Source organism: Rhodococcus sp. 06-418-5 (genome assembly GCF_002258285.1).
Classification (GTDB): domain Bacteria; phylum Actinomycetota; class Actinomycetes; order Mycobacteriales; family Mycobacteriaceae; genus Rhodococcoides.
This window is the reverse complement of the sequence record NZ_NOYE01000012.1, coordinates 435,777-455,458: the sequence shown is the minus strand read 5'-3', so window position 1 is coordinate 455,458 and position 19,682 is coordinate 435,777. Positions and strand designations below refer to the sequence as shown.

Genomic DNA, 19,682 nt, shown 5'->3' with positions numbered 1-19,682 from the left:
CACCTGCATAGGGCAAGGGTCGGTAACAAACTCCTGAGAGGTCGTTACAATGGTGTGTGCCGGTACGCAGCCGGCCGAATCCGAAGACCTCTCCGCCGGAAACAACTCTGGCGTGACGCCGCACGACTTCGTCACGAAAGGGCGTACGTGGCAGCCACCGATATCCGTCAGACCGTAGATTCCGAAACCGAGTCTGCGACACCTGCACCTGCTGTCAAGGCACCCGCTGCGAAGGCACCGGCAAAGAAGGCTCCCGCCAAGCGCGCCGCAGCCAAGAAGGCACCGGCGAAGAAGGCCGCAGCAAAGAAGACAGCAGCCGCACCGGCATCCGGGGACGACGCCGACGAGAGCACTCCCGGCATCGAGGACATCGACATCTCCGAGGGCGACCTCGCCGCCGCCGCCAACGATGTCGTCGAGGTGGTCGCTGCAGGTGACGACACCGAGGAGGACGTCACCGCCGAGCCGACCGCCGAGGACAAGGCATCCGGTGATTTCGTCTGGGACGAAGAAGAGTCCGAGGCACTGCGCCAGGCCCGTAAGGACGCCGAGCTCACCGCGTCCGCCGACTCCGTCCGCGCCTACCTCAAGCAGATCGGCAAGGTCGCGCTCCTCAACGCAGAGGAGGAAGTCGAACTGGCCAAGCGCATCGAGGCCGGCCTGTTCGCGGTCGAGAAGATGCGCGAGTCCGCGGAGAAGGGCGAGAAGCTCCCCGTTGCGCAGCGCCGCGACATGACGTGGATCTGCCGTGACGGTAATCGCGCCAAGAATCACCTCCTCGAGGCAAACCTTCGTCTCGTCGTCTCCCTCGCCAAGCGCTACACCGGTCGTGGCATGGCTTTCCTGGACCTCATTCAGGAAGGCAACCTCGGTCTGATCCGCGCGGTCGAGAAGTTCGACTACACGAAGGGCTACAAGTTCTCGACGTACGCCACGTGGTGGATCCGACAGGCGATCACCCGGGCCATGGCCGACCAGGCCCGCACCATCCGTATTCCGGTGCACATGGTCGAGGTCATCAACAAGCTCGGCCGTATCCAGCGCGAGCTGCTCCAGGATCTGGGCCGCGAACCCACCCCTGAAGAGCTGGCGAAGGAAATGGACATCACGCCGGAGAAGGTGCTGGAGATCCAGCAGTACGCGCGTGAGCCGATCTCGCTCGACCAGACCATCGGTGACGAGGGCGACAGTCAGCTCGGCGACTTCATCGAGGATTCCGAGGCGGTCGTCGCCGTGGACGCCGTGTCGTTCACGCTGCTCCAGGATCAGCTGCAGTCGGTTCTCGAGACGCTGTCCGAGCGCGAGGCGGGCGTGGTTCGACTGCGATTCGGCCTCACCGACGGTCAGCCCCGCACCCTCGACGAGATCGGTCAGGTCTACGGTGTCACGCGCGAGCGGATCCGTCAGATCGAGTCCAAGACGATGTCCAAGCTGCGGCACCCGTCGCGTTCTCAGGTACTGCGCGACTACCTGGACTGATTCGTTCGCTCCACCTCCAACAACGACCGCCGATCACGTGATCGGCGGTCGTTGTTCTCTGTGCGCGGGCGTCACACCTGCGGCGCCCCGAACGTTCCGTCCGGCCCCGGCCGATAGTCGAGCACTGCCGTGACGGCCGCGATCGGAAGCGGTCCGTACAGGTGCGGAAAGCGCATGGACTCCGGATCGGACGGTACCCCCGGTTCCCACCGAACGGGTGCAGTCAGACGAGTCGGATCCACCCGCAGCAGAACCAGATCCGTGCGGCCCGGGAAGAGCCGGTTCGCGGGCAAGTGCACTTGCTCGGGTGTGGACAGATGCACGAAGCCCACGGATTCGTACGAGTCCGGGGTGTAGTCGGCCCGACCACGCATCGCGAGCCACTCCCCTGCCGTACAGATGTGAACGAGGTCGTCCTGCTTGCTGGTCACATGTCCATTCTGCCGTGTCGTGCGCGGGTCAGGGCGGCGGAATGTCGGCAACGCCCCGATCTCTTCGGGTCGGCAGCCCACCGACCACGACTGCCACGATGACGGCCAGGATTCCAAGAGCCTCGTACGTCGTCGGAATCTGAGTCAGCACCACGGCACCGACCACCGTCGCCGTTGCCGGAAGCAGAGCCAGCAACAACGCGAAGCGGGCCCGGCCCACTCGCACCAGCACGTACTGATCGAGAACGTAGGGAACCACACTCGACAACAGCCCGACGCCCAAACCGAGAACCCAGATCCGCCAGTCTCCCAACGCATTCGGGTGCGCGACCGCGAACGGCCCGAACAAGGGAACGGCCAGGAGCACGGACGCGATTGCGAAACCGGCAGCCATGTCGTCAAGTCCCTGGCCGGCGTCGGCAACCGACTTGCCCAGCACGATGTAGGCAGCCCACAGCGCCGCCGAGCCCAGCGCGAACGCGATCCCGACCAACCCCACTTCGCCGCCCTCGAACTGCGCAGAGGCGATGGCTCCGACGCCGGCCACCACCAGCAGCAGCGCGCACACGTCGGCAGGCCTTCTGGACCCGGCAGCGGCGACCGCGATCGGTCCGAGAAACTCGATGGCCACGGCCGCGCCGAGCGGCAGCCTGGCGATCGCCTCGTAGAACATCGCGTTCATGCCGATCGTCGCGCCGCCGAACGCGGCGGCCGTGATCGCCCGACGCACGGTCCATGCGCCGGCACCGGCCCGACGCCGCCACGGCCGCCGCCAGAGCACCAACACCAGCGCCGCACCGAACCCGCGCAGCCACGCCACCGCGGCCGGATCGACGGTGTCGAACAGGAACACACCGATCGCCGCACCGACGTACATGCACAGCGCACCGATCACGAACAGCGAGGGGATACCCAGCTTCGATGCGCCGGAGAGCGAAGTAGAAGTCGAAGCCACACCGGCGACCCTACTGCCGCGGCTCGGGCGAACTCCGATCAGCTGTCAGCGAACACCGTCGACGGCGTTCCTGCTCGTGAACGATGTTTCGTGTTAGTGACAACACAAAGAAACGCGCTCGGGAACAACGCATGACCGCCATACGTCTGACAGAGTGAACGGACCGCGCCATACCGACGCGGCGGACCGGCCCCAGGCGAACGGGACAACCCGCAAGCCAGTACGGAGGAGTCATGCCCGGAACATTGACCAGCCCACAATTGACAGCAGCGGACCGGTGCGACCGGTGCGGTGCAGGGGCACGCGCGCGTGTCGTGCTCTCGACCGGTGGAGAACTTCTCTTCTGCGGTCACCACGCCACCGAGCACGAAGCCCGTTTGCGTGAAGTGAACGCAACGGTGATGACCGAATCGGACTCCACGGTGTAACCCACCTTTTGTGTCGGGGGAAAACAGGTTCGCCACGATCGACGAACACAACGACGAAGACGGACGGTCACCAGACCGTCCGTCTTTTCGTGCCCGGACCCGCCGGGGATCTCTACATCTTCCGCAACTGCGCGATTCGCTCACCCAACTGATCCGCCGACGCCATCGCCGTCGGCGGGCCACCACAGATTCGTCGCAGATCGCCGTGAATCACCCCGTGCGGCTTCCCCGTGCGGTGGTGGTACACCGCAACCAAACTGTTCAGTTCACGCCGCAGACCGGCCAACTGGCCCGCACTGGTGGCCCTGTCGTTGACGACGGCAGGTGCCGGAACCGCCGGTCCGGCGGCCGGCTTGTCGATCTGTTCCTGTTGGCGCTGGCGCAGCAGGTCGCGCATCTGCGTCGCGTCGAGCAAACCGGGCAGACCGAGATAATCGGCTTCCTCGTCGCTGCCCGAGAACGTCGCGGTACCGAACGACGAACCGTCGTAGATCACCTGGTCCAGTTCCGCATCCGCGCCCAGCGAGGTGTACGCCTTCTCCTCCTCGCCCAGCTCGTCCTTCTGCTTGTTGGCGTCGGCCAGCAACTCGTCGTCGAAGCCGTCCTTCTCCCGATGCGGCTTGCCGAGGATGTGATCGCGTTGCGCCTCGAGCTGCGACGCGAGATCCAGTAGCACCGGTACCGACGGCAGGAAGACGCTCGCCGTCTCACCCTTGCGCCGAGACCGCACGAATCGGCCGATGGCCTGCGCGAAGTACAGCGGGGTCGACGCACTCGTCGCGTAGACACCGACGGCCAGACGCGGAACGTCGACGCCCTCGGACACCATGCGGACGGCAACCATCCACCGCTGGTCGCTCTTGCCGAACTCGGCGATGCGAGCAGAGGACGTGGGGTCGTCCGAGAGCACGATCGCAGGCGTCTCCCCCGTGATCACCTCGATCAGTTTCGCGTAGGCCCGCGCCACCGTCTGATCGGTCGCGATGACCAGACCGCCGGCATCGGGCATGCCGCCTGCGCGCAGTTGCGCGAGCCGGGTGTTGGCCGCCAACAGCACCGCAGGCATCCAGTCGCCCTGCGGATCCAGAGCGGTGCGCCATGCCCGCGCGGTCTGTTCGGCATTGAGCGGCTCCCCCAGCCGAGCGGTGTATTCCTCGCCTGCGCTGTCCCGCCAGCGCGCCTCACCGGAGTACGCGAGGAACACGACCGGACGGACGACGCCGTCCGCGAGAGCATCGGAGTAGCCGTACGCGTGATCGGCCTTGGACCGCATCAACCCGTCCTGATCGGGTTCGTAGTTGACGAACGGGATGGGACTGTCGTCGCTACGGAACGGCGTACCGGTCAGTGCGAGACGTCGGGTGGCGTCTCCGAACGCTTCGCGAATTCCCTCACCCCAGCTCTTCGCGTCGCCGCCGTGGTGGATCTCGTCGAGAATCACGAGGGTCTTGCGTGATTCGGTGCGCACTCGATGCTTGAACGGGTGCGAGGCGATCTGCGCATACGTCACGACCACGCCGTGATAGTCGCTCGACGTCTGACCGGTCGAGTTCGAGAAGCGCGAGTCCAAGGCGATTCCGACCCTGGCGGCCGACTCCGCCCACTGGTGCTTGAGGTGTTCGGTGGGCGCAACGACCGTCACCTGGTCGACGGTGCGATGCGCGAGCAGCTCCGCGGCCACCCGGAGGGCGAAGGTCGTCTTGCCTGCGCCGGGCGTCGCGACCGCGAGGAAATCCTTGGGCGAGGCGACGAGATACTTCGTCAACGCCCGTCGCTGCCACGCACGCAGCGGTGCGCCCCCGATCACGGGAGCGGCAGTCTGCTCGGTGGACGGTGGTGTGGGATCGAACATGTCAGCGCTCACTGGCCGCCGGTTCCTGGCATCGATGTAAATTCCTCGCGCTCTCGGTAGCCCTGCAGTGTCCGCGGAGGAGCCTATCTCTCCGCACCGACCGATCCCACATCGCTGGGGTGAGTCGGATGCGACACGGCGAGTCGGCTGTTAGGCGAAGTCGCCTGTCGTCAGGAATGCTGGAGGAACCATGAGCGAGTCTGCAGGCGGAACTCCACCACCGGAACGGTTGTCGGCGAAAAGGCCGATACACGCCGCGTGGAAAGTGACTCTGCGCACTCTGAGCAAGGCATGGGACGACTCGATCTTCAGCAAGGCCGCAACGGCCGCGTTCTGGCAGACGTTGTCGCTGCCACCGCTGTTGCTCGGTGTGCTGGGCAGCCTGGGACTCGTCGGCGGATGGTTCGGACCCAACACCGTCGAGATCATCGAGTCCAAGATCATCACGTTCAGCAACACCCTCTTCAGCGGTAGCGTCGTGGACCAGATCATCGCTCCGACGGTCAAGGACGTTCTCGCCCAGGGCAGCGGGGAGATCGTGTCCGTCGGCTTCCTGCTCTCGTTGTGGGCCGGGTCCTCTGCGATCTCGACGTTCGTCGACTCCATCGTCGAAGCGCACGGTCAGGCCGACGCACGACATCCCGTCTGGCAGAGGTTCTTCGCGCTGCTTCTCTACGTGGGTTTCCTGGTGATCGCGGTCTTCGTGCTTCCGCTCGTCGCACTCGGACCGGTGTACGTGCAGCAGATCCTGCCCGACTCGTGGATCACCGTGGGCAGCGAGGTCATCGACTTCTTCTACTATCCGGCCGTCGGGCTCCTGCTGATCATCGGTTTGACCACGCTGTACAAGGTGGCCCTGCACACCTCGCTGCCCTGGCATCGCCTCCTCGGCGGAGCTCTGCTGGCCGGGGTGTTCTTCATGATCGCGAGCGCGGTACTGCGCCGGTACCTCGGCTGGGTGACCAGCACCGGATACACCTACGGCGCGCTGGCGACGCCCATCGCATTCCTGCTGTTCACGTTCTTCCTCGGCTTCGCCGTCGTTCTCGGTGCCGAGTTCAACGCAACGATCCAGGAGTTCTGGCCCGCCCGGGCGACACGAATGGACCAGATGCGGGAGTGGATCGCGGCGCAGGCCGCCACCGACGACAAACCGTCGGGACCGGTGACCGCCGTCGCCCGACGGCTGGCCACGGGGCCGATCAAACTGACCGGCGACCGAGCCCGTTCGGATCGACCGGAACCGACCCAGGACCGGCACCCGGGCGACGGTGCTCAGTCGCCTTTCTTGAGACCCTCGTAGACCTTCTTGCAGTCCGGGCACACCGGTGATCCGGGCTTCGCGGACTTGGTGACGGGAAACACCTCACCGCACAGCGCGACGACGTGTGTACCCATCACCGCGCTCTCGGCGATCTTGTTCTTCTTCACGTAGTGGAAGAACTTCGGCCGGTCGTCATCGGTGGTTTCGTCCGGTGCGATATCGGGACGGTCCTTCGTCTGAGTGCTCATGAACACAGATTAATCCGTGCATCCACAGCACGGGGTAACCGGTTCCACAGCTCGTCGTATGCATTCTGTGAGCAGTAGTGCCACAGTGGAGGTATGACGAGAACCCCAGGGTTCGACGGAAGCGCGTACAGCGACTCGCCGGATGGGCCCGTCCTGATCACCGAGGCGCAGCAATCGGTCGAGGAGCAGCACAAAGCTCGCGTCCGCAAATACATGTTCATCATGTCGTTCCGCATCCCGGCGCTGGTGTTGGCTGCCATCGCGTACGGGATGTGGATGAATCCGTGGATCTCCATGGCGATAGTCGGAGCGTCCATCCCACTGCCGTGGATGGCGGTGCTGATCGCCAACGATCGGCCGCCCCGCACCAAGGACGAGATGAGCCGATACGACTACAGGACCGTGGACAGGCCGCAACTGGAATCGAGCAACCACCGCGTGATCGAACCGGGCGACGACTGACGCCCCGGCCGTCGCCGGTGCGACACTTGCGTCGTGACTGCACCGAATCCCACGTCCCCGCTCACCGTCGCCTGCTCCGGTCTTCGTGAGGCCTTCGAGCGGGCGGGATACGACGCCGACGGCGTACTGACACTGCTCGGCGAAGACGCCCACGCTGCCCTCGGTCGCAGCGAACCGGTGCCGGTACGCAACGCCAGTCGGGACGGGGGTGCGCTGGGTGTTCTGGTACGCCTGTTCCTTCTCGTCGACGACTGCCCCGAGTCCGACGTCGCCGACGCCATCGCGCCACTGACGGTCGCCGACGCCGTCGCAGCCGGAATTCTCTCCCGATCGGGATCGACGGTGCGGACGCTGCTCGACATTCGGCCTCTCGACGCCGGCCACGGGACTCGGTGGATCGTCTCGGATCCCGACGGCAGCATGCGCGCCGCCGAGACCGCTCCCGATCACGTGCTCGGCGTCGGACAGGCTTCCCTGTCTCTGTTGCGCGGAACGCCCACGTCCCCGGCGACCAGTGTTCTCGACGTCGGTACCGGCTGCGGCGTCCAGGCCGTACACGCCTGCGGCTACGCAGAGCAGGTGACCGCGACCGACATCAGTCCGCGATCGATGGACCTGGCTGCGGCGACGATGGCGCTCAACAACCTCGACGTCGAGTTGCTGCACGGTTCCTGGTTCGAGCCCGTCGCCGGGCGTCGGTTCGATCGCATCGTCGCCAACCCGCCCTTCGTCGTCGGCCGCGCCGAAGTGCAGCACTCGTACCGCGATTCCGGCCTCGACCTCGACGGAGCGAGCGCTCTGATGATCGGCCGAGCCCCGGACCACCTGACGCTCGGCGGTACTGCGGCGATCCTGGCGTCCTGGGTGCACGTCCGCGGCGAGGACTGGCGTGCGCGGGTGGCGTCGTGGCTGCCTGCGCACGGCATCGACGCCTGGGTCGTCGAGCGTGACGTCGCCGATCCCGCGCTCTACGTGGGCACGTGGATGCGCGACGGCGGACTCGATCCACGCGATCCCGACGCAGCCGCGGTGGCACAGTCCTGGCTCGATCACTTCGTCGCCGCCGACGTGGAAGGAATCGGTTTCGGGTTCGTGTATCTCCGCAGGACGGACGAGCCGACCGATCTTCTCGCGGAGGAACTCACCCATGGCTTCTCCGACCCGCTCGGCAACGAATCGATCGAGTACTTCGCGCGGCTGGACTGGCTGCGGGAGCACGACATTCTCGACTCGGTGCTCACCGTCGACCCGAACACCGCGCTCGAACGCGTCTACCTTCCCGGCGAGGAGGGCTGGGCCGAAGTGGCGGTGCGGGTCCATCGCGGGAACGGCCCGCAGTGGCAACACGACATCGACGAACTCGGTGCGGCTCTGCTCGCCGGGCTGCGACCCGACGGTCTACCGGTCGGTGAACTGGTGGAATTGCTCGCTGCTGCGCACGGCGAGGACGCCGAGGAACTGGCAGTGCATGCGGTGACGATGATGCAGGGTCTCGTCCGGCACGGGTTGGTTGTGCCGGCTCGATGAGTCGCCGACATCGACCCGGGAGAGCGAGCGTTCCCGGCGGCTTCACTTCTCAGCAACTTCTCAGGACGAACATGACGTAATCCCTGGTCACGCGGGTATCCACGGGATCGGCGTGGGAACTTATCGGAGTCTCCCAAGCGTTGAGCCTTGTGAGACACCACCGACCAGGAGGCAAGTCATGACCAGCCCCAGCACCACGATTCGTCCGCGGCCAACCGATGCCGATCTGGACGCTCAGAGCCCAGCAGCCGATCTCGTTCGCGTGTATCTCAACGGCATCGGCCGCACCGCATTGCTGACGGCTGCCGAAGAGGTCGATCTGGCCAAGAGGATCGAGGCCGGTCTCTACGCGAAGCAGGTTCTCGAGAACACGAAGCGACTGAGCGCGGTCAAGAAGCGCAACCTCGCCATCATCGTTCGCGACGGAAGTGCTGCGCGTAGCCACCTGCTCGAAGCGAACCTTCGCCTGGTCGTGTCTCTCGCCAAGCGGTACACCGGTCGCGGTATGCCCCTGCTCGACCTGATCCAGGAGGGCAACCTCGGACTCATCCGCGCGATGGAGAAGTTCGACTACGCCAAGGGCTTCAAGTTCTCGACCTACGCGACGTGGTGGATTCGTCAGGCCATCACCCGCGGCATGGCAGATCAGAGCCGTACGATCCGGCTGCCAGTCCACCTGGTCGAACAGGTCAACAAGTTGGCCAGGATCAAGCGTGAGCTGCATCAGCAACTCGGCCGCGAGGCAACGGACGAGGAACTGTCGAGCGAATCGGGCATCGCGGTGGAGAAGATCGCGGACCTGCTCGACCACAGCCGTGACCCGGTCAGCCTGGACATGCCGGTCGGCAGCGACGAGGAAGCGCCTCTCGGCGACTTCATCGAGGATTCCGAGGCGACGTCCGCCGAGAACGCCGTCATCGCCGGCCTGTTGCACAGCGACGTCCGTGTGGTCCTCGGAACTCTCGACGAGCGAGAGCAGCAGGTCATCCGTCTGCGCTACGGCCTGGACGACGGACAGCCCCGCACCCTCGATCAGATCGGCAAGCTCTTCGGGCTCTCCCGCGAGCGTGTCCGCCAGATCGAGCGCGAGGTGATGGTCAAGCTTCGGCAGGGCGACCGCGCCGAGAAGCTGCGGTCCTACGCCAGCTGAGCACAGCCACCGACCGGTGGAGCAGCGGTGACCGTCCCCGTTCGCTCCACCTCACGCGGTAGCCGGGCCGACGTTCTCTCCCCCTCGGAACGTCGACTCGGCTGCCGCTTTGTCGTGGCCCGTCCGCTCAGCGCAGGCGACGCGGACCCAGATCGGCCTTGGTGGGCTCGGGCCCGATGCGCACCCGGGCGTCGGTGATCTGCGCGCCGTCGGCGGAGGCCAACACCGGCTCGCAGGAGATTTCGCGAATGTCGGCGATGTCCTCTGCCAGAGCAGAAATACGCTGAACGAGGTCGATCAGGGCATTCTTGTTGACGGGCACCGCATTTCGGTATCCGGACAGCAGCGGAGCCGCTTTGGGCGCGTCGATGAGCTGCGCGGCCTCGTCTTCGGTCAGCGGCAGCACCCGGTACGCGCGGTCACCCAACAAGTCCGAGATGACCCCGGCCAGCCCGAACGAGATGAGTGATCCGAACGACGGGTCGTCCTGCACGCGTACGACGCATCCGATGCCCTTGACCGCCATACGCTGAACGTGCAGCAACGGCTCGCCGGAGTCCGCAGCGAGGTTCCGGTACGCCACGCGCACTGCCGAGGCGTCGGCCATGTCCAAGCGCACTCCCCCGAGATCGGGCCGGTGTCGCCACCGCTCCCCGGTCGCCTTCACCGCCACCGGGTAACCCAGTTCGTCCGCCGCGGCGACCGCCTCGTCCTCGTCGGTCACGATTCTGAAGGCCACGACGTCGAGTCCGTAGCAGGACAACAGTTCTGCGGTCTCGAAGTCCGAGAGCCACCGTCCGTGACTGCCCGACGACCGCCACCCTTCCACCAGTCGCTTCGCGCGATCGGAGTCGATGCTCTTGGGACGGACGAGGTTCGACACCGGTCGCGAACGCCACGACGAGTAGCGCCACGCGGCAGCCAGGGCCGCAACCGCCCGCTCCGGACTCGAATACGACGGCACCGAACCGCGAACGGGATGACCACCCGGTCCGCGTACCGCCAGGACGTCGGGGATTCCTTCGGTGGCCAGGAAGGTCGAGAGCACGGGCTTGTCGGATCCACGAACGGCATTGCCGAGCGCGGCCGCGAACGGTTCGACCTCGACGGCGACCGGAGGCACGAACACGACGATGACGGCATCGATGTCCGACGCGGCCAAGGCCGAGGACACCGCCGCAGCGAACTCTTCGGGACCCGCCTGCGGACCTACGTCGGTCGGATTGCTCGCATGCAGGCCCTTGGCACGCGCAGCGTCGACGGCCAGCACACCCAGAGCCGTCGAATTTCCCACCACGGCAACCCGCGGGCCGACAGGAAGAGGCTGATTTCCGAACAGGACGGCGCAGTCGAACAGTTCGGAGATGGTGTCGACCTGGATGACGCCGGCCTGCGCGAACAGTGCGCGCACGATCGAGTCGTCGATGTCGGCACCGATCGCGTGGGCGGGCGGCACGGCACCGCGTCCGCTCTTGACCGCGATGATCGGCTTGGTGCGTGCGACCCGTCGCGCGATCCTGGTGAACTTCCTGGGATTACCGAAGCTCTCGAGGTACAGCAGGATCACCTCGGTGGCCGGATCCGAGTCCCAGTACTGCAGTAGGTCGTTTCCGGACACATCGGCGCGGTTTCCGGCCGAGACGAACGTCGACAGTCCCAGCCTGCGGTTGGCGGCCTCGTCCAGAATCGCGATTCCGAGGGCTCCGGACTGACAGAAGAATCCGACGTTGCCCGGCGTGGGCAGATGCGGAGCCAGGGTGGCGTTCAGGCCGAACTCGGGATCGGTGTTCGCCACACCGAGCGCGTTGGGCCCGATCAAGCGCATTCCGTGCGCCCTCGCGGCGAGCACCAGCCTGCGTTCGCTCTCCTGTCCCGCGGGTCCGGTCTCGCCGAATCCGCCCGAGACCACCAGCAACGCTTTGACGCCCTTGTCGAGGCAGTCGTCGAGTACCGCGTCGATCGCATCGGCGGGTACCGCAGCGATCGCCAGATCGACCGGATCCGGGATGTCGTGCACCGTGGCGTAGGCGCGGACTCCGCGGACCGAACGGTGGTCGGCGTTGACGGGATACACCGGGCCGGTGAAGTTGCCCGCCAGCAGATTCGCGAGAACGGCGTTGCCCACCTTGGAGCTGTCCGTCGACGCTCCGATCACGGCGACCGATCGAGGGCTGAGCACGTTGCGGACACTGCGGGCCTCGGCGGCACGTTCACGCGAATTGCGCACCGAGAGCAGCGCTTCGCTCGGGTCGATCGCGAACTCGAGTCGCAACACTCCCCCCTCGAAGGACCTGCTGACCTGATAACCCGCTTCGCGGAAGACGGTGACCATGTTCCGGTTCTCGGCGAGCACCTCGGCGACGAACATGTTCACCCCGTTCTCGGCGGCCGCCCCCGCAAGGTGTTCGAGCAGGATCGGCCCCAGCCCGCGGCCCTGATGCGCGTCGGCGACGACGAAGGCCACCTCGGCGGAATTGCCGTCTCCCTCGGGAAGTCGTTCGTACCGGCCGACCGCGATGATGTCGTCACCGAGCACCGCGACGAACGCGACTCTGTCGTGGTGGTCGACGGTGGTGAAGTTGAGCACGTCACGCTGGGGCATCGTGGGGTAAGGACCGAAATACCGCAGGTACCTCGTCCGCTCGGACAGCCGGCCGTGGAACGCGACGATGCGCTCGGAGTCCGACGGGACGATGGGACGCAGGTGCACCACACCGCCGTCGGAGGTCAGGACGTCGGCAACCCAGTGCCGCGGAAACGACGTCTCCGCTCGCTCCCGTGCCAGGTCCTTCTCGCTCGGCTCCGACGCCGCAACGGCAGGCTCCTCGGCCGAGGGGCTGTCGGTCGGATCAGTCACGCGGGTCCTCCGGATCGAGTCCGAGCAGTGGAAACACTGCTCGACGGGTGGCGATGATCGCCGAATCGACGCGTTCGAGCGCCCTGTCGGTGCCGTCCGCGCCTGCGAGAGACCCACCGGGTCCGTCCCAGGCGGGATAGTCGACGTCTCCCCCGTCACCCATGGTCTGCGGTAGGTCGACGCTCGGTGCCATGGTCCGCACCCGCTCGCGCCACGTGTCCGGCAGCGGAGACATCGGGTCGATGTCGCGGCCGAGCGCGGCAGCGATGAGGTGCGTCCAGGACCGTGGAACGACGCGCACCAAGCCGTACCCACCACCGCCGACGGCCAACCACCGACCTTCGGAATGCTTGTCCGCCAGATCGCGCATGGCCAGGAACGCAGCGTTCTGGCCGTCGACGGTCAGGGCGAGGTCCGCGAGGGGATCCTCGCGGTGGCTGTCCACACCGCATTGGCTGACGATGATCTGGGGCCGGAACGCCGCGATCGCGCCCGGCACGATCGCGTGGAACGCGCGCAACCACAACCTGTCCGCGGTTCCGGGCAGCAACGGGACATTGATCGAGCTTCCCTCACCGCGTTCGGTTCCCACCTCGGTGGACCATCCGGTGTTCGGCCACAGCGTCGCCGGATGTTGATGCAACGAGACCGTGAGCACTCTCGGGTCACCGAGGAAAGCCGCTTGAACGCCGTCCCCATGGTGAGCGTCGACGTCGATGTAGGCGATTCGGTCGAACCCGTTGTCCAGCAACCACGAGATGGCGATGGCGGCGTCGTTGTAGACGCAGAAGCCCGATGCCCAGTCGGCCATCGCGTGGTGCATACCGCCACCGATGCTCACCGCGCGTCGAGCGCGACCCGACGCGATCTCGCGGGCGGCGGCCAGCGAGCCGCCGGCGAGCATGGCGCTCGCCTCGTGCATCTGCGGAAACACCGGATTGTCGTCGGAACCGAGTCCGTGGACGACGTCGTCGGGATCGCGCAGGGCCGGGCCCTGCGACGGTGCCTGTTTGACGGCCTCGATGTACGCGCTGGTGTGAAACCGGAGCAACTCCGAATCCGGTGCTGCGGCGGGCTCGACCAATTCGACACCCTCGAGCAGGCCGATGTCGGTGGCGAGCGCCATCGTGAGATCGAGTCGAGTCGGGTTCATCGGGTGGTCGTCGCTCCACCGGTAGCCGAGGTAGTCCGCGCTCCACACGACGATGTCCTCGGGGCGGTTCGGGATGGACGCGGCGGCGCGTGTCGCCTGATCAGACATAGGGACAAAACTACGTTGTCGGGCGGGATGGTGTTGCCGGGTTCCGTTGTTGTCCCCGGAGTCCCCCTGTGAGAAGCCACGGGAAAAGACGTCCTCCGTTGTGGTGCGCCGCGCCCGCTGCGACTGGGTGCAGCGCCTATTTCGGGACGCTGACGGTAGGATCGAGCCCGACGAAGGGGTTGAGTGTGAAGGATCTGGTCGACACCACGGAGATGTACCTCCGGACGATCTACGATTTGGAAGAAGAGGGCGTGATTCCGCTCCGCGCGCGAATCGCCGAGCGGCTCGAACAAAGTGGTCCCACCGTCAGCCAGACCGTTGCTCGGATGGAGCGCGACGGGCTGTTGTCCGTCGCGGGCGATCGGCACCTGGAGCTGACCGAGAAGGGCCGAAGTCTGGCGGTTGCGGTCATGCGCAAGCACCGTTTGGCAGAGCGCCTGCTCGTGGACATCATCGGTCTGCGCTGGGAAGACGTTCACGCCGAGGCGTGCCGCTGGGAGCACGTGATGAGCGAGGAGGTCGAGCGTCGTTTGGTGACCGTACTGAACAACCCGACGACCTCGCCGTACGGCAACCCGATCCCGGGGTTGGCCGAACTCGGTCTCGGCCAGTCGACTCTGGCACCGGAGGCTCTCATCCGCCTCACCGACGTTCCGGTCGGCCAACCGACTGCCGTCGTGGTGCGTCGTCTCGCCGAGCACGTCCAGTCCGACCCCGAGGTGATCGCTCAGCTCCGCGAAGCAGGCGTGGTCCCCGATGCTCGCGTTACAGTCGAGGCCAAGCCCGGATCGATCACGATCACGGTGCCAGGACACAGCGGTGTCGACATATCCGAGGAGATGGCGCACGCCGTCCAGGTGAAGAAGGTCTGACCTCCCACCGACGACGGCGTTCGACGCGTGTGAGGGAGAACGAACAGTGAAGCTTCTGGTCACCGGTGGTGCGGGCTACGTCGGCAGCGTCTGCGCGGCCGTGCTCGTCGAGCGCGGACACGAGGTCGTGGTCGTGGACAACCTGTCCACCGGTAACCGGGACGCCGTGCCCGGTGGTGCCACGTTCGTCGAAGGTGACGTCAAGGACGTCGCCGCGGACGTGTTGATCGGCGGCGGCTTCGACGCCGTCCTGCACTTCGCCGCGCAATCACTGGTGGGCGAGTCGGTGGTCTCGCCCGACAAGTACTGGAGCGGGAACGTCGTCACCTCGCTGGCGTTGCTCGATGCCATCCGAGCATCCGGCACCGCGAAGCTGGTGTTCTCCTCGACCGCCGCCACGTACGGCGAGCCCGAGAAGACTCCCATCACCGAGGACGCACCCACCCGCCCCACCAATCCCTACGGTGCCACCAAACTCGCGATCGATCACGCGATCACCTCGTACGCCGCGGCCTACGGCCTCGCCGCCACCAGCCTCCGGTACTTCAACGTCGCCGGTGCCTACAACGATTTCGGCGAGAATCGCGTCGTCGAGACCCACCTGATTCCGCTCGTGCTTCAGGTCGCTCTGGGGCAGCGCGAGAAGATCTCGGTGTTCGGCACCGACTGGCCCACTCCGGACGGTACGGCTGTTCGCGACTACATCCACGTCGCAGACCTGGCCGAGGCACACATTCTCGCCGTCGATGCCGCACAACCGGGTGAGCACACCATCTACAACCTCGGCAGCGGCACCGGATTCTCCGTGCACGAGGTCATCTCGTCCTGCGAGCGCGTCACCGGTCTGCCCATCGCCGTCGAACATGCTCCCCGTCGTGCCGGTGATCCTGCGGTCCTGATCGCCTCGAGTGCACGTGCGGTCGAGGAGCTGAAATGGACGCCGGAGCTGACCGATCTCGATCGGATCGTGGCCGATGCGTGGACCTTCCTGCAGCAGCTCGGCGATCGGTCGCACGCAGCGCGCTGACCCGCGTTGCCGGCCGATCATCGATGTGCCCCATCGGCCGTCACCGTCGACCGAACGGGTCGCCGGGCAACCGAACTCCGCAGGCGCGCGCGCACGCGAAGCCGCTCTCGGCCACTTCGCGAACGAGTTCGGGACCTGCGCCAGCGCTGAGCGATCGGTCCAGCAGTCGCGCCAGTGAGTAGGTCTCGTCGGCTTCCAGTGCAGCGTCGATCGCGACGCGGGCCATCGGCCCGTCTCCCCGCACGTACGCGCTGAAGGCCAGAAGTGTTGCGGCGACGGCGCGTGCGCCCTTCGGCAGGACGCGGGACATTCTTGCCCAGAACTCTTCGACGAATCCGGCGTCGTCGCCAAGCGTCAACGCCAGCACTGCGTCACGCACCTGGACGTGGCCGATCGCGAGTGCGATGCGAGCGATGTCGGTCGGATCCAATTCGGTGTCGTACGGTCCGCGTGCGATGTACGACAGCACCGAGGTCAAGTCGTCGGTACGAGACCGGGTGCCCTCGCGTCGTTGTCGCGACATCTCGGCCGCCACGGCCCGCACCGTCGCGTCGGGGCCCGGTGCGATGGTCTCGGCGAGCTCGCACCTGGACTTTCGGACGGAGTAGCCGTCGAGCACGCGTGCCACGGTCATCGGAGACGCCGAAGGATCGGATACCAGGCCGTGCCGCTGCGGTCCGCGCAAGGTCCACCACTCGGCGGAATCGGCGATCTCCGACGCCGCGAGGGCCTCGCCGAGCTGCACTCCGAACGATGCGAGTGCAGCGTCGAGTTCGGTCACCAGCGCTTCGACGTCGAGCAGATGAGCTGTTCTGACGGCTCGGTCGAGCCTGTCGTCGACGAACACCGCCATGACCGCGGGGATGTTCTCCCTCGCGCAGTAGCCGGCAAGGTGGCCGATGGCGTCGAGCATCTCCTCGGTCGCGCGGGTACGACCGCCTGCGCGCCGATCGGCGTGTTCGCCTGCCAGGACGAGGTCGTGACGCATCGTGGGTCCGACGCCGGCACCGCCGTCCTGGACCGCGATGAGCACCATCGATCGATGCGGGTGGAATCCGAGCATGGCCGGCACGGCTGCCATCAGGTCGCTCACGTGACCGAGTCGAACGCGATGGCGGGAGTCGAAGTTGTCGTGTGAATTCGTCGGTGTGTGCATACCGGAGAATCCTGGCCGGGGTCCTGACGACCGACGAAGTCCCGACCTGGGCTTTCGAACTGCCCTGTGGAGAACCGGTGTGTTGTGGACCGATCGTGTCGCCGGAGCTGTGGACGACCGATTCGTGTCGGTGCGATCTGCTATCGCTCCGTCAGCTCTGGCCGACCTTCTGGACGGCCGCGGTGAACAGCTCGTCGAGGGTCGTCGCGTCGGGCGTGCCCGAGCCGAACGACATGAACGTGGCCGACACTCGCACCCCGTCGATCTGGGCCATCAACGTCAGCATCGACTGCGTGACGGCGTCGCCGCCTGCACCCGATGCAACGGTCTGCCGGACGGCCAAGGTGTCGTCCGCGTCGATGGGCGGTGCCGGCGTCAGAGTCGAGGTCACCGTCGAGGTCGCGCCGGACTTGGTAGCCGTCACCTCCCCGCACTGTTCGAGCTGCTCCTTGCGCGCCGAGAGCGGTTCGTCCACTGCGGTCAACTCGATCGAGATGGTCGATCGACTGTCGTTGTCGGTTCCGACGATCATGGCCGTTCCCGTCGGGCCGAAGTCCTGGTCGGCAGGCTTGCATCCCGCCGGGCTGACCTCGGCACCGGCCGGTATTCCGCTGAGATCGGGTGCGGCTTGCGAGATCGCCTGCTGGGGCAGAACCAGGGCGTCGTACGGTGCCGGGAAGCTGGACGGGTCGATCAGCAGCGTGCTGAGATCCACACCGGACCGCGCCGACGAGGTGGCACTGCCTGTGCTGGGTTCAGCGGTGCCCGTGACGGTCGAGCTGCACCCCACCAGTACGAGCGCTCCGATCGCCGCCGACGTGGCAGCGCTGGTCAGGCGGGTTCTCCGTGCGGCGGGGCTCACAAGACGTCCTCTTCGAGTAGGTGGGACGCCGCAGCACTCGCTCCGGCGTCCCACCACTGTCTCATTCCGACCACCTCGAACGCGGCAGGCGACCTACCGCAGTGTCGCGATGTCAGCTTCCGCGGGCGATCCACTCCTCGAGGTGCGGAGCCTCGTCGCCGATGCGCGTGCCGTCGCCGTGCCCGGTGTTGACGCGAGTCTCGACGGGAAGCGCGAAGAGTCGATCACGGATGGACCCGATGATGGTCGGGAAATCCGAGTACGACCGGCCGGTGGCACCCGGACCGCCGGAGAAGAGGGTGTCGCCGCTGAACAACTCCCCCGCCTCCGGCAGGTACAGGCACGTCGATCCCGGTGAGTGCCCGGGTGTGTGCAACGCCAGGATGTCGGTTCCGGCAACGGTGATGCGCTGGCCGTCCTCGAGGGTCGAGTGCCCGACGCCCGGGTGCGTCTGCTCCCACAGCATCTCGTCGGCCGGGTGCAGCAGAATCGGCGCGTCGAGGGTGTCCGAGAGCTCGGGTGCCACGGTCACGTGATCGTTGTGACCGTGTGTGCAGACGACGGCCTTGACCGTGCGACCGGCTACCGCGTCGACGATCGGGGCCGCGGTGTGGGCTGCGTCGACGATCACGACCTCGTCGTCGTCGCCGATGAGCCAGATGTTGTTGTCGACGTCCCAGGTGCCACCGTCGAGACTGAACGTGCCCGAGGTCACCACGTTCTGGACACGGAATCGACCACTCACAGGATCACCACCGACCGCAGCACGGTGCCCTTGTGCATCTTGTCGAACGCGGCTTCGACGTCCTCGATGGTGATGCGTTCGGTGACGAACTTCTCGAGCGGCAGACGGCCCTGCTGGTACAGATCCACCAACTGCGGGAAGTCGCGCTCGGGCAGGCAGTCGCCGTACCAGGACGACTTCAGCGAACCGCCGCGGGAGAAGAAGTCGATGAGCGGCATCTCGAGAGTCATCTCGGGAGTCGGAACGCCGACGAGCACCACGGTTCCGGCGAGGTCGCGTGCGTAGAACGCTTGCTTCCAGGTCTCCGGACGGCCGACGGCGTCGATCACCACATCGGCACCGAAGCCTCCGGTCAGCTCCTGCACGGCCTCGACGGCGTCGACCACGGAGGAATCGACGGTGTGGGTGGCTCCGAGTTCGAGGGCCCATTCGAGCTTGCCCGGGTCGCGATCGACCGCGATGATCGTCGATGCGCCCGCCAGTCGGGCTCCGGCGATCGCGGCATCGCCGACGCCGCCGCAGCCGATCACGGCCACCGAGTCTCCGCGCGAGACGTTGCCGGTGTTCATCGCTGCCCCGAGCCCGGCCATCACTCCGCAGCCGAGCAGTCCGACGACGGCGGGATCGGCGTCTGCGGCGACCTTGGTGCACTGGCCCTCGTGCACCAGGGTCTTCTCGGCGAATGCGCCGATGCCCAGCGCAGGGGTCAGCTCGGTGCCGTCCTCGAGGGTCATCTTCTGTGCTGCGTTGTGGGTGTCGAAGCAGTACCACGGGGTGCCGCGCTTGCAGGCTCGACATTCGCCGCACACGGCACGCCAGTTCAGCACGACGAAGTCTCCGACCTCGACGTGCTCGACGCGGTCACCGATGGTCTCGACGATTCCGGCTGCCTCGTGTCCGAGCAGGAACGGGAACTCGTCGTTGATGCCGCCTTCGCGGTAGTGCAGGTCGGTGTGACACACCCCGCAGGCCGCGATCTTGACCACGACCTCGTTCGGCCCGGGATCGGGGATGGTGATCGTCTCGATGGAGACGGGCTCGCCCTTGCTCTTGGCAACGACAGCGCGGACCTGCTGCGGCATGTGTTCCTCCACTGTGAATCGGGT

At 66.4% G+C, this 19,682-nt stretch carries 18 protein-coding genes; 8 read left to right on the top strand and 10 right to left on the bottom strand.

Translation table 11 applies throughout. The features are described 5' to 3' along the window. Positions 1-147 precede the first annotated feature (147 nt). Positions 148-1,479, top strand: a complete 1,332-nt coding sequence (locus CH274_RS07815; RefSeq protein WP_032397920.1) for an RNA polymerase sigma factor — start codon at positions 148-150, stop codon at positions 1,477-1,479. A gap of 71 nt (positions 1,480-1,550) precedes the next feature. On the opposite strand, the gene CH274_RS07810 is transcribed toward CH274_RS07815, so the two are convergent. Together CH274_RS07810 and CH274_RS07805 are read right to left on the bottom strand one after the other, a co-directional pair. Then, a complete protein-coding gene (locus tag CH274_RS07810) occupies positions 1,551-1,910 on the bottom strand; it encodes a DUF952 domain-containing protein (protein ID WP_094657072.1) in 360 nt (119 codons plus the stop codon). A gap of 28 nt (positions 1,911-1,938) precedes the next feature. Beyond that, positions 1,939-2,865, bottom strand: coding sequence for an EamA family transporter (locus tag CH274_RS07805; protein WP_094630072.1), 927 nt, complete (start codon positions 2,863-2,865; stop codon positions 1,939-1,941). Positions 2,866-3,098: 233 nt separating this feature from the next. On the opposite strand from CH274_RS07805, the gene CH274_RS07800 reads away from it, so the two are divergent. After that, a complete protein-coding gene (locus tag CH274_RS07800) occupies positions 3,099-3,293 on the top strand; it encodes a DUF7455 domain-containing protein (RefSeq protein ID WP_027496884.1) in 195 nt (64 codons plus the stop codon). Positions 3,294-3,405: 112 nt separating this feature from the next. Here CH274_RS07800 and CH274_RS07795 read toward each other — a convergent pair whose 3' ends face one another. After that, on the bottom strand, positions 3,406-5,145 hold the full coding sequence (locus CH274_RS07795) for a DEAD/DEAH box helicase (RefSeq protein ID WP_094657071.1): 1,740 nt from the start codon (positions 5,143-5,145) through the stop codon (positions 3,406-3,408). Between the two features lie 190 nt (positions 5,146-5,335). Between CH274_RS07795 and CH274_RS07790 the strand changes: the two genes are divergently transcribed. Then, positions 5,336-6,448: a YihY/virulence factor BrkB family protein gene (locus CH274_RS07790; RefSeq protein ID WP_256980552.1), complete on the top strand. Its 1,113-nt coding sequence runs from the start codon at positions 5,336-5,338 to the stop codon at positions 6,446-6,448. Here CH274_RS07790 and CH274_RS07785 read toward each other — a convergent pair. Continuing rightward, the gene (locus CH274_RS07785; protein ID WP_032398413.1) at positions 6,421-6,657 is read right to left on the bottom strand and encodes a DUF3039 domain-containing protein; all 237 of its coding nucleotides are present in this window, start codon (positions 6,655-6,657) and stop codon (positions 6,421-6,423) included. The two genes, CH274_RS07790 and CH274_RS07785, sit on opposite strands and share 28 nt — an antisense overlap. 93 nt (positions 6,658-6,750) lie before the next feature. On the opposite strand from CH274_RS07785, the gene CH274_RS07780 reads away from it, so the two are divergent. From CH274_RS07780 to CH274_RS07770, 3 genes are all read left to right on the top strand, one after another. Continuing rightward, positions 6,751-7,119 carry a DUF3099 domain-containing protein gene (locus CH274_RS07780; protein ID WP_032397916.1) on the top strand — a complete coding sequence of 123 codons (369 nt, stop codon included), beginning with the start codon at positions 6,751-6,753 and terminating at the stop codon, positions 7,117-7,119. 33 nt (positions 7,120-7,152) lie between these two features. Then, the gene (locus CH274_RS07775; protein WP_094657070.1) at positions 7,153-8,646 is read left to right on the top strand and encodes a N5-glutamine methyltransferase family protein; all 1,494 of its coding nucleotides are present in this window, start codon (positions 7,153-7,155) and stop codon (positions 8,644-8,646) included. Between the two features lie 178 nt (positions 8,647-8,824). Then, complete coding sequence (locus CH274_RS07770) at positions 8,825-9,796, top strand: sigma-70 family RNA polymerase sigma factor (RefSeq protein WP_032377730.1); 972 nt, start codon at positions 8,825-8,827, stop codon at positions 9,794-9,796. Between the two features lie 127 nt (positions 9,797-9,923). Here the strand turns inward: CH274_RS07770 and CH274_RS07765 are convergent, their stop codons facing one another. Together CH274_RS07765 and CH274_RS07760 are read right to left on the bottom strand one after the other, a co-directional pair. Beyond that, positions 9,924-12,581: a bifunctional acetate--CoA ligase family protein/GNAT family N-acetyltransferase gene (locus CH274_RS07765; protein WP_032398411.1), complete on the bottom strand. Its 2,658-nt coding sequence runs from the start codon at positions 12,579-12,581 to the stop codon at positions 9,924-9,926. Positions 12,582-12,645: 64 nt separating this feature from the next. After that, entirely contained in the window at positions 12,646-13,914 is a 1,269-nt protein-coding gene (locus tag CH274_RS07760; protein WP_094648031.1) for an acetoin utilization protein AcuC, read from the bottom strand. Between the two features lie 185 nt (positions 13,915-14,099). Here CH274_RS07760 and CH274_RS07755 point away from each other — a divergent pair, with 185 nt between their 5' ends. Together CH274_RS07755 and galE are read left to right on the top strand one after the other, a co-directional pair. Further along, complete coding sequence (locus CH274_RS07755; RefSeq protein ID WP_032397915.1) at positions 14,100-14,786, top strand: metal-dependent transcriptional regulator; 687 nt, start codon at positions 14,100-14,102, stop codon at positions 14,784-14,786. 46 nt (positions 14,787-14,832) lie between these two features. Then, positions 14,833-15,813 carry a UDP-glucose 4-epimerase GalE gene (gene galE / locus CH274_RS07750; protein ID WP_094657069.1) on the top strand — a complete coding sequence of 327 codons (981 nt, stop codon included), beginning with the start codon at positions 14,833-14,835 and terminating at the stop codon, positions 15,811-15,813. A gap of 40 nt (positions 15,814-15,853) precedes the next feature. Here galE and CH274_RS07745 read toward each other — a convergent pair whose 3' ends face one another. The 4 genes from CH274_RS07745 to CH274_RS07730 all read right to left on the bottom strand — a co-directional run bounded on the left by CH274_RS07745 (position 15,854) and on the right by CH274_RS07730 (position 19,658). After that, positions 15,854-16,906, bottom strand: a complete 1,053-nt coding sequence (locus tag CH274_RS07745) for a DUF4192 domain-containing protein (RefSeq protein WP_179275661.1) — start codon at positions 16,904-16,906, stop codon at positions 15,854-15,856. 214 nt (positions 16,907-17,120) lie between these two features. Then, entirely contained in the window at positions 17,121-17,831 is a 711-nt protein-coding gene (locus CH274_RS07740; protein WP_094657067.1) for a DUF5642 family protein, read from the bottom strand. A gap of 112 nt (positions 17,832-17,943) precedes the next feature. Further along, entirely contained in the window at positions 17,944-18,576 is a 633-nt protein-coding gene (locus CH274_RS07735; RefSeq protein ID WP_045195419.1) for an MBL fold metallo-hydrolase, read from the bottom strand. After that, positions 18,573-19,658, bottom strand: coding sequence for an S-(hydroxymethyl)mycothiol dehydrogenase (locus CH274_RS07730; protein ID WP_032397911.1), 1,086 nt, complete (start codon positions 19,656-19,658; stop codon positions 18,573-18,575). Before CH274_RS07730 ends, CH274_RS07735 begins: the two co-directional genes overlap by 4 nt. Between the last annotated feature and the right edge of the window lie 24 nt (positions 19,659-19,682).

Coding starts and splice junctions, on each gene's coding strand:
- CH274_RS07800 (WP_027496884.1), top strand. CDS start 3,099: ATGCCCGGAACATTGACCAGCCCACAATTGACAGCAGCGGACCGGTGC.
- CH274_RS07795 (WP_094657071.1), bottom strand. CDS start 5,145: ATGTTCGATCCCACACCACCGTCCACCGAGCAGACTGCCGCTCCCGTG.
- CH274_RS07790 (WP_256980552.1), top strand. CDS start 5,336: ATGAGCGAGTCTGCAGGCGGAACTCCACCACCGGAACGGTTGTCGGCG.
- CH274_RS07785 (WP_032398413.1), bottom strand. CDS start 6,657: ATGAGCACTCAGACGAAGGACCGTCCCGATATCGCACCGGACGAAACC.
- CH274_RS07780 (WP_032397916.1), top strand. CDS start 6,751: ATGACGAGAACCCCAGGGTTCGACGGAAGCGCGTACAGCGACTCGCCG.
- CH274_RS07770 (WP_032377730.1), top strand. CDS start 8,825: ATGACCAGCCCCAGCACCACGATTCGTCCGCGGCCAACCGATGCCGAT.
- CH274_RS07760 (WP_094648031.1), bottom strand. CDS start 13,914: ATGTCTGATCAGGCGACACGCGCCGCCGCGTCCATCCCGAACCGCCCC.
- CH274_RS07730 (WP_032397911.1), bottom strand. CDS start 19,658: ATGCCGCAGCAGGTCCGCGCTGTCGTTGCCAAGAGCAAGGGCGAGCCC.